The sequence below is a fragment of the Pseudonocardia adelaidensis genome (genome assembly GCF_039543345.1).
Classification (GTDB): domain Bacteria; phylum Actinomycetota; class Actinomycetes; order Mycobacteriales; family Pseudonocardiaceae; genus Pseudonocardia; species Pseudonocardia adelaidensis.
In genome coordinates this window covers 95,052-104,404 of record NZ_BAABJO010000001.1, presented here as the reverse complement: position 1 = coordinate 104,404, position 9,353 = coordinate 95,052, and the positions used below count along the sequence as shown (strand labels likewise).

Sequence of the window (9,353 nt, the reverse complement as noted above, 5' to 3'; positions counted from 1 at the left end):
CTGGGGGTTGCACCCCCAGAAAATACGAACGGGCGAGGATGGTTCGCGCTTTCCGCGATCATGCCTCGCCCGCCTCGTTTCGGGTGGGCGGTCATGGGTGAGCGGGTGGCATGACGCGGTGAGGCCCGGGGGAGGGTGGGGCCTGGAGGTGTGAGGCGGGGGGTCTCGGGGGGCGGAGCCCCGCCGGGCGGGGTCTGGGGGTTGCACCCCCAGAAAATACGAACGGGCGAGGATGGTTCGCGCTTTCCGCGATCATGCCTCGCCCACTCGCCCGTGCGCCGCCAGGGACTCGAACCCCGAACCCGCTGGTTAAGAGCCAGCTGCTCTGCCAATTGAGCTAGCGGCGCCTGCCGTTGCGCCCTCCCGCTCGGCGCCCGGAAACGCTAACACGCTCGTTCCGGGGGCCGTGCGGCGGGGTGCCGCGGCATGGGGTGAGTGACGGGACTTGAACCCGCGACTTCCTGGACCACAACCAGGTGCTCTACCAGCTGAGCTACACCCACCATGCGTTCCCGGCCTCGGCCGGGGTTGCGGCATCGAGTTTAGCGTGGCGGGTGCGGCGCCTCGAAGCGGGTTGCCGGGAGCGCGGCGGCGACGGCCTGGGCGGCGTCGCTGCTGGGTCCGGGGGGTGCCACGAACATGGTGCGGCGGTAGTACTCGAGCTCGCGGATCGACTCCATGATGTCGGCGAGGGCGCGGTGGGCGAGGCCCTTCTCCGGCTTCGCGTAGAAGACGCGCGGGTACCAGCGCCGGGCTAGCTCCTTGACGGAGCTGACGTCGACCATGCGGTAGTGCAGGTACCCGTCGAGCTCGGGCATGTCGCGGGCGAGGAAGGCGCGGTCGGTGGCGATCGAGTTCCCGGCCAGCGGTGCGCTGCGGGGGTCGGGCACGTGCTGGCGCACGTAGTCGAGGGCGAGCCGCTCTGCCTCCGCGACGGTGACGGTGGAGGCGCGCACCGCGTCGGTGAGCCCGGACCGCTCGTGCATCTCCCGCACGATCTCGGGCATGCCGGCGAGTGCGGTCTCGTCGGCGTGGATGACGAGGTCGACGCCCTCGCCGAGCACGGTCAGGTCGCCGTCGGTGACGAGCACGGCGATCTCGATCAGTGCATCGCGGCCGAGGTCGAGCCCGGTCATCTCGCAGTCGATCCATACAAGACGGTCCGTCACGGCGTCACACTATGCCCAGGGGCGGGGCGGAGGGCCTGCTCCGGTGCGTGTCGCCCGTCGAAGATCGGCTTCGTGTCGCTCCTGGCAGTAGGCTGCGGCGCCGTGGGGAACACGGGTGCAGCGCAGGAGATCGCCGCCGGGTACGCGACGGAAGGGGCGGCCCTGGAGCTGGGTTGCGTCGTCGTCGACGGCACGGTCGACCCGAGTGCCAGGGTGCGCATCCCGTTCGCAACGCTCAACCGGCACGGCCTGGTCGCAGGCGCCACCGGTACCGGCAAGACCAAGACACTGCAGGGCATCGCGGAGCAGCTCTCGGCGGCGGGCGTGCCGGTCCTGCTGTCGGACGTCAAGGGCGACCTGTCCGGCATGGTCCGGCCGGGTGAGGGCGGCCCGAAGATCGAGGAGCGGGCGAAGGAGACCAGCGACGACTGGGCGCCCACGGCGTACCCCGTCGAGTTCATGTCGCTCGGCTCCGGCAGCGCGGCGATCCCGATCCGGGCCACGCTCACGCAGTTCGGCCCGATCCTGCTGAGCAAGGTGCTCGACCTCAACGACACCCAGGAGTCCACGCTCGGCCTGATCTTCCACTGGGCCGACCGGAAGGGGCTGCCGCTGCTGGACACCAAGGACCTGCGGGCGGTCGTCCAGCACCTCACGTCCGACGAGGGCAAGGCCGATCTCAAGGGCATCGGCGGCGTGTCCCCGGCCACGGCGGGTGTGATCCTCAGGGCGCTGGTGAACCTGGAGGCGCAGGGCGGCGACGACTTCTTCGGCGAGCCGGAGCTGGACCCCGCGGACCTGATGCGTCAGGTCGACGGGAAGGGCGTCGTCACGCTCCTGGAGCTGGCCGACCAGCAGACCAACCCGCGGCTGTGGTCGACGTTCCTCATGTGGCTGCTCGCCGAGCTGTTCGAGGAGCTGCCGGAGGCCGGTGACCTCGACAAGCCCAAGCTCGTGTTCTTCCTCGACGAGGCCCACCTGCTGTTCGACGGCGCATCGAAGGCGTTCCTGGAGCGCATCGAGCAGACCGTGAAGCTCATCCGGTCCAAGGGCGTCGGGGTCTTCTTCTGCACGCAGCTGCCCACCGACATCCCCAACGAGGTGCTGTCGCAGCTGGGCGCGCGGGTCCAGCACGCGCTGCGCGCGTTCACGCCCGAGGACCAGGCCGCGCTGTCCAAGACCGTGCGGACGTACCCGAGGACCGCGGTCTACGACATGGAGCAGGCGCTGACGTCGCTCGGCATCGGCGAGGCGATCGTCACGGTGCTCTCCGAGCGGGGCGCGCCCACCCCGGTGGCATGGTCCCGGATGCGGGCACCCCGGTCGCTGATGGCCGCGATCGGCGCGGACGCCGTCACGGAGGCGGCGAAGGCGTCGCCGCTCTTCGGGAAGTACGGCGAGACGGTCGACCGCGAGTCCGCCTACGAGAAGCTGACCGCCAAGATCGCGGCACCCGCCCCGGCTCCGGCCGGCGCGCCGCCGCCACCTCCCGCCCCGGAGCCCGAGCGGCGCCTCGAGGAGCCGGGGATGGTGGCCGAGGTGCTCGGCTCGCCGGTGGTGAAGTCGTTCCTGCGGTCGGCGGCGAGCGCGCTGGGCCGGGAGATCACGAGGGGCCTGTTCGGTACCCGCAGGCGGCGCTGACCGACCGGGGGCTGCGCGGACTACGTCCGGAACGGGGTCAGCAGGCCCGGTGTCGTCGCGTCGGCCAGCGCGACGCCGTCGGGGGCGGCCACGTCGAGCACCGGGTAGCCGCCCGCGCCCGCTGCCGTGACCGCTTCCACCTCGACCAGTCCGGCGCGGCGCTGGAACACGCTCTGCCGGAACGTCCATCCGATCACGCCGCTGCGCTGCAGCGCGACCGTCCGCCGCTGCACCGAGCCCTGGCGCGTGACCAGGTAGCGGGCCGTGAGCTGGTGGCCGAGGCTGCGGTAGCGGTCGAGGGCGAGGAGCAGGGCGACCGGGAGCAGGACGAGGCTCGCCGGCCCGAGCCACGGAACCGGCACGGCCGGCCCGATCACGAACGCGATCACCACCACCGCCGCGGCCGGCGCCAGCGCGCGGGTCAACCGGCGCTGCAGCGCGGCGCGGGGGTGGCGGCGCAGCGGGGCCAGCGTGGCCAGCTCGGGGGGTTCGCGCAGCGCGACCGAGGCCACCCGGTGCGCCTCGGCCCGCGGTGCGGGCGGCTGGAGCGCGCCGCCCTGGGAGTCCCGGGACAGCCCGGTGGACAGGGCGCGGGTCTGCGCGCCCCGGCCGGCGCGCAGCAGCACCGGCTCGACGACCTCGGCGCCCCGCAGGCGCACCTGCGACACCGAGAGCGAGCGGCGCGTCAGCAAGCCCCTCCTGACGCGCAGCGCGCCGCCTTCTGCCGTGCCGTCGTCCGTGGCCGGCTCCCGCGTGAGGCGGTAGGCGTACCAGCGCTCGGCGAACAGCAGCAGCGCGCCGACGACCGCGACGACGAGCAGGCCGACGCCGACGACGAGCACGCCCAGCCAGATCGGGGCCGTGGTGAGGCGGTGGGCCGCGTCGTCGACGGCCGGGACGTCCCGCGGGTCCACCCCGAGGTCGTCGAACAGGTTGTACACGGCGGCGAAGATCGCGCCGACCCCGGCGATCGACGAGAACGTCAGCGGGGCGAAGCGCAGCCACGACCACCGCAGCCGGGCGAGCTCAATCGCACGGCCTCGCTGACGCTCGGCCGGCGCTTCGCGCAGGCGCTGTGACATCGATTCGCTCGCTGGCGCTCGCTCATGGGCCGGTGGCTGGACGGGGTGCTCCACGACGGTCGTGGCGGACCGGTCGAGCAGCTCGTGGCGCAGCCGATCGGCCTCCGCCGTGCTCACGGCGTCCAGGCTCAGCCCTGAGCTGTCCCCCGAGGAGCCGGACGCGGCGCTCACGTGCACGACGCTCAGCCCGAACACGCGGTGCACGACCTTCGCGGTGAGGTCGACGGTGCGGATCCGGTCCCGCGGCACCGACCGGCGCTGGCGGCGCAGCCACCCGGTGTGCAGCTCCACGCGGTCGGCCGTGATCCGGTACTGCGTGGTGCGCCAGCGCACCACGCCGACGAGCACGAGCGCCAGCGCGATGCCCAGGGGCACCCACAGCCGCCCGATCGCGTTGCCCTGCCCGGTCAGCAGCACCACCACCGCCACCGGCAGCAGCCGGACCGCGCCGGACAACGGGGTGACCGCGAGCATCCGCTTGTCCAGCCGCCGCCAGGGCGGCCCGTCGGGCCCGGCCGTCACGTCGCGTCCCCCGGCGTCGCCTGCGTGGTCTCCGTGAGCAGGCGGGCGAGCTCGGCGGCGGCGCCCTCCTCCAGGCCGCGGATCGTGACGGGTCCGCGGGCCGATGCCGTCGTCACCGTGACGCTCGCGAGCTTCAGCAGCTGCTGCAGTGGACCGTGCTCGGTGTCGACGGTCTGCACCCGCGAGATCGGCGCGATCCGCCACTCGCGGACCAGCCAGCCCGACAGCGTGTAGACCGCCTCGTCAGTGACCTCCCAGCGGTGGATGCGGAAGAGCAGCGGCGGCACCGCGACCAGGTAGGCGAGCCCGACGAGCACCGTCAGGACGGTGGTGGTCATGAGCCAGGCCGGCGCGTTCGTCGTGAGCACGACCGCCACCACGGCCTGCGGGAGGGCGACCGCCAGCACCGTGAGGAGCGCGCGCAGCCGCCACCACAGCACCGCCCGCGGGCTCACCTGGTGGGCGGGCGGGCGCAGCGGCAGGGCGATCGGCGCGGCGGCGGACATGGTACAAGTCTGCCCGCTGGCCCGGCCGGGGCCGGAACGGGACGCGCCCGATCACCTCTCCCGCGGTGTGGCTCAGCGGAGGGGGCGGACTCCCGTGGCCCGGAGGGACTCGCTCTGGATGGGGTCGGTACCGCAGGACAGCGGGCGGGGCGCGCCGGCGATCGGGGCGACGTCCACGGCCCAGCGGCGGCCGTCGCGGGCCGAGACGACGGCGCCGCCCGCGGTGTCGACGACCTGCAGCGCGTCGGCGTCGCGGATGCCGGTGGCGGCGCGGACGGCCAGCTCGGCGACCTGCCCCGTGGGCGACCAGGTGCTGCGGCCCCGGCACCGGACCGTGTCGACCTCGCCGGGGAACGCCGCCTTCCGCGCCGCGATCGCGGCGGCGGGGTCGAGCCTGCCGTACGCGTAGCCGGTGGGGAGCACCAGCGCCGTGGGTGCGAACCGGTGGCCACCGAGGTGGCTGCACTCCCACACGTGCTGCTCACCGGCGTCGACGACGGCATTGGCGAGCGCGCGCCCGTCGACGGCGCAGCAGCGGTCGCGGCGCCCGTGCGTGCACACGAGCAGCAGCGGGTCGTGGACCGGCCGCCCGGGCAGCGGTTCGTCGGGGCCGGGCAGGCCGACGCCGGCGAGCTCATCGGGGCTGCCGACCGTGAAGGTGGTGACGCGGCTCGTGCCGGGGGCGGTGTCGGCGAGGAAGACGCGCAGCGGCGCATCCACCTCGCCGCGGCGTCCGGGCCTGCGGATCAGCAGCAGGCGCCAGCCGGGGGCGGTGGCGAGCGCGGCGAGCGCGGGTTCGGGATGCCTGGTCAGGTCGCTCGGCCACGCACCGCGCTGCTCCACGCACACCCACCGGCGGGCACGCGGGGCGGTGCCGGCGAGCTGCTCGTCGCCGGCGAGCGCCAGGAGGCTGCAGCGCTGCCACCGCGGAACCGGACCCACCGGCCAACAGTATCTGAGCCTTGCCTAACTCCGTGGCGTGATGCCGCTCACCGGGCATCCCGCAGCTCCCGGTGCACCACCTTCCCGGTGGCGTTGCGCGGCAGCTCCGCGACGAACTCCACGTCGCGGGGCACGGCGAACCGGCTCAGCTCGGCGCGCACCCAGCCGCGGACGTCGTCGGCATGCACCGTGGCGCCCGGTTCCAGCACGACGTAGGCGGCGAGGCGCTGGCCGTACTGCTCGTCCGGGACGCCCGTGACCGCGGCCTCGCGCACCTCGGGCCGGGCCGCGATCAGGTCCTCGACCGGGCCCGGGTGCACGTTCTCGCCACCGGAGACGATCATGTCGTCGGCGCGGCCGGTGAGGTGCAGGAGCCCGTGCTCGTCGAGGCGGCCGACGTCGCCCGTGCCGATCATCCCGCCCAGCCGCTCGACATCCACGCCCTCGCGCGTGTAGCCCGCGAACGGCATGTCGTTGTGGACGAACACGCGGCCCTCGGTGCCCGGCGGCACCGGGCGGTCGTCCTCGCCGACGATCACCAGGCGGGTTCCGACCGGAGCGCGGCCCGCCGTGCCGGGGGCGGCACGCAGGTCGGCCGGGCTCGCGATGCTCACCCACGACACCTCGGTGGAGCCGTAGAGGTTGTAGAGGACGTCGCCGAAGCGGTCCATGAAGGTCGTCGCCAGCTCGGCGGGCAGCGCCGACCCGCTCACCGCGACGATCCGGGGGCGGTGCGACGACCAGGCCTTCTCGAGGTCGGCGGCGGGCAGCTCCAGCGCCCGCTGCAACATCACCGGCACCGCGAAGACCGCGTCGACCCGGTGGTCCTCCGCCACGCGCAGGAACTCGGCGGGGGAGTATCGGCGGGCGAGCACCACCGGAGCGCCGTGCAGCACGGCCAGCTGCAGCGCGGCGTATCCCCAGGTGTGCAGCAGGGGTGCGGCGATGAACGCGGGCTCCCCGGCCCGCAGCGGGATCGCCGAGAGGATCGCGGCGGCGGGGGAGATGCTGTGCACCGGCGGGCGGCGCGCGCCCTTCGGGGTGCCGGTGGTGCCGGACGTCAGCACGATCGTGTTCCCGGTGGGCGGTCGCAGGGGGAGCGGCCCGGGCCCGTCGAGATCGCCGAGCGCGGTGTCGGTGACCACCCGTACGTGCTCGGGGAGCCCGGCGAGCGCGGGTCCGAACTCCTCGTCGGCCACCACGGTGTGCAGGCGCAGCTCGCCCGCGACCTCGCGGAGCTGGGTGGCCGAGAGCCCGACGTTGAGCAGCACCGCGTCGGCGCCGAGCTTGCCCGCCCCGACCTGCCCGGCGATCGCGCCGCGGTGGTTGCGGCAGAGCACGCCGACGCGCGTGCGGGCGCCGACGCCGGTCGCGGCGAGCCCGCGGGCGACCGCATCGGTCCACGTGGCCAGCTCGGCGAACGTCAGTGCGCCCTGGTCGTCCACGATCGCGGTGCGGTCGGGATGCCTCGCCGCACCCGCCGCGTAGCCCGCCGTGATCGTCAGGCCGTAGCGGGCGAGCCCGGCGGCCATGCCGACGAGCCGGTCGGGGCGGATCGGCCGGACCACGCCGGAGCGGGTGAGCGCCACCACCGCTCGCGCCGACCCGACCGCCTGTTCCGCCCCCGACCGCGCGAGCTCGAGCACCCGTCCGACATCCACCACGGATCCAGTCTGGCAAGCACCGGGCTGCTGCGCAGGCGTCCTCGCTCACGGCCTCGGTTTGGCCAGGTCGTAGATGGTGTGGTCGCCGACGGTCGTCGACTCGAACGTCTGCTGCACCCAGCTCGGGATCGCGGAGCCGCCGCTCGGGCCCTGGTCGACGAACCAGCGCACCTCGCCCGACGCGACGATGGCCTGGAACTCCTCGAGGGTGGGGGCCGGGTCGCTGCCGGAGAGGCCTCCGATGCCCATCACCGTGGTGTCGCTGGCGAGCGCGAGTGCGGCGCTGTTCTGCGCGCCCACCGTGGCCGCCGACCACGTCCGCCCGGTGGAGCGGAGCAGGTCCGTCAGCGCCGGGTCCGCGGTGGCCGTCGGGGTCGCACCCCGGCCACCCGTCGCCGCGGCGTGCGCGGCGTGGACGGCGGGCCCGGCCAGCGCCATCAGCGCCAACGTCACCCCCACCGCTGCGGCCCCACGACGACTGATGGCCGCCCCGAGCAGCACGACCCCGATCACGACCGCGACCACCGTGACGAGGACCCAGCGGGGCACGAGCTCCGGCGTGCGGTCGAGCAGCATCCACGCCCACGCCACCGTGGCGGCCACGAGCAGCGCGAGCGTTCCCCGGCCGGCCCACCTCCGGCGCCGCTCCCACAGCAGTGCGCTGCCGATCCCGGCCGACGCCGCGAGGCCGGGTGCGAGCACCGCCGTGTCGGTCGGGCCGTAGTCGCCGATGCCGAGCAGCAGTGCCGTGGTCACGGTCCAGCCGCCCCAGAGCAGGAGCGACGCGCGGGTGGGATCGGTGCGCGCCGCCCGGCCCGTCAGCACCAGCCCGATCAGGAGCAGCGCGAGCACCGCCGGCAACAGCCAGCCGACCAGCACCCCGGTCTGCGCGTCGAGCCGGAGCCCCGGGCCGGTGCCCGCGATCCGCCCGAGGCCGCCAGGGCCCAGGGCGAGCTCCAGTGCGCTGTCGGTCCGGGAGCCGCCGATGTACGGCCGGGTGGCGGCGGGCCGCAGCTCGACGAGCGCGTACCACCACCCGCCCGCGACGACGACGGCGACGCCCACGGCGAGCAGCTGCAGCAGGCGCCGCCACCGGGCGGTGGGGGCGGCCGCGAGGTAGGCGAGCGCGAGGGCGGGCAGCGGTACGAGGGCCTGTGCCGGATCCGTGAGGAACGCGGAACCGACCAGCGCACCGGCCATGAGCAGCCAGCGCGTTCGCGCCGCCTCGACGGCGCGGACCGTGGCGTGGGCCGCGGCGACGAGCAGTAGCACCAGCAGGGCGTCCGGGCCGTTGTCGCGGAACGTCGCGACGACCGCCGGGGTGAGCGCCAGCGCCGCCCCGGCCAGCAGCCCGGCGCCGGGACCGGCGACCCGGCGCACGGCGGCACCGAGCAGCGCCACCGCGGCGACGCCCATCAGCGCCTGGGGCACGAGCATGCTCCACGAGGAGAACCCGAACACCCGCGCGGACAGCGCCATGACCCACAGCGATCCGGGTGGCATCTCGACCGTGACGAGGTTCCCCGCGTCCGTGGAGCCGAAGAGGAAGGCGGTCCAGTCCTGCGCCATGCCCCGGACCGCGCCCGCGCGGTAGCCGTCCGCCCAGCCGACGGAGCCCAGGTCCCACAGGTGCAGGCCCGCCGTGAGGAGCAGTAGGCCTGCCCACGAGCGGCGCTCGACGGGGGAGGGCTTGCGCCGCGGAGGGCGGCTCGGCCGAACCGGGCGGAGGTTGGGGACGGTATCGGCGACGACGCTCACGGAGCCTCCTCACCAGCGCTCGTCGGCGCGCCGTGACGGCGCTGCTTCCAGACTGCGCCGCACGCTCGG

At 74.7% G+C, this 9,353-nt stretch carries 7 protein-coding genes and 2 tRNA genes; 1 reads left to right on the top strand and 8 read right to left on the bottom strand.

All coding sequences use genetic code 11. From position 1 onward, the window contains the following. Positions 1–274: 274 nt before the first annotated feature. The 3 genes from ABEA81_RS00510 to orn all read right to left on the bottom strand — a co-directional run bounded on the left by ABEA81_RS00510 (position 275) and on the right by orn (position 1,169). Positions 275–347 (bottom strand) — tRNA-Lys (locus ABEA81_RS00510). 80 nt (positions 348–427) lie between these two features. Beyond that, positions 428–503: transfer RNA gene (locus tag ABEA81_RS00505), tRNA-His, on the bottom strand. A gap of 39 nt (positions 504–542) precedes the next feature. After that, a complete protein-coding gene (orn, locus tag ABEA81_RS00500; protein ID WP_345602444.1) occupies positions 543–1,169 on the bottom strand; it encodes an oligoribonuclease in 627 nt (208 codons plus the stop codon). Positions 1,170–1,271: 102 nt separating this feature from the next. Here orn and ABEA81_RS00495 point away from each other — a divergent pair, with 102 nt between their 5' ends. Next, positions 1,272–2,810, top strand: a complete 1,539-nt coding sequence (locus tag ABEA81_RS00495; RefSeq protein ID WP_345602443.1) for a helicase HerA-like domain-containing protein — start codon at positions 1,272–1,274, stop codon at positions 2,808–2,810. 20 nt (positions 2,811–2,830) lie between these two features. On the opposite strand, the gene ABEA81_RS00490 is transcribed toward ABEA81_RS00495, so the two are convergent. The 5 genes from ABEA81_RS00490 to ABEA81_RS00470 all read right to left on the bottom strand — a co-directional run bounded on the left by ABEA81_RS00490 (position 2,831) and on the right by ABEA81_RS00470 (position 9,284). After that, a complete protein-coding gene (locus ABEA81_RS00490) occupies positions 2,831–4,414 on the bottom strand; it encodes a PH domain-containing protein (protein ID WP_345602441.1) in 1,584 nt (527 codons plus the stop codon). Further along, positions 4,411–4,920, bottom strand: coding sequence for a PH domain-containing protein (locus tag ABEA81_RS00485; RefSeq protein WP_345602440.1), 510 nt, complete (start codon positions 4,918–4,920; stop codon positions 4,411–4,413). Before ABEA81_RS00485 ends, ABEA81_RS00490 begins: the two co-directional genes overlap by 4 nt. 72 nt (positions 4,921–4,992) lie before the next feature. Beyond that, positions 4,993–5,862, bottom strand: coding sequence for a sucrase ferredoxin (locus ABEA81_RS00480; RefSeq protein ID WP_345602438.1), 870 nt, complete (start codon positions 5,860–5,862; stop codon positions 4,993–4,995). Positions 5,863–5,909: 47 nt separating this feature from the next. Further along, the gene (locus tag ABEA81_RS00475) at positions 5,910–7,526 is read right to left on the bottom strand and encodes an AMP-binding protein (protein WP_345602437.1); all 1,617 of its coding nucleotides are present in this window, start codon (positions 7,524–7,526) and stop codon (positions 5,910–5,912) included. A 45-nt stretch (positions 7,527–7,571) separates the two neighbouring features. Beyond that, positions 7,572–9,284 (bottom strand): glycosyltransferase family 39 protein, encoded by a 1,713-nt coding sequence (locus tag ABEA81_RS00470; RefSeq protein WP_345602436.1) that lies wholly within the window; start codon positions 9,282–9,284, stop codon positions 7,572–7,574. Between the last annotated feature and the right edge of the window lie 69 nt (positions 9,285–9,353).

Bases quoted from the DNA above. Each gene is read 5' to 3' on its own strand.
- ABEA81_RS00485 (WP_345602440.1), bottom strand. From the start codon at position 4,920: ATGTCCGCCGCCGCGCCGATCGCCCTGCCGCTGCGCCCGCCCGCCCAC.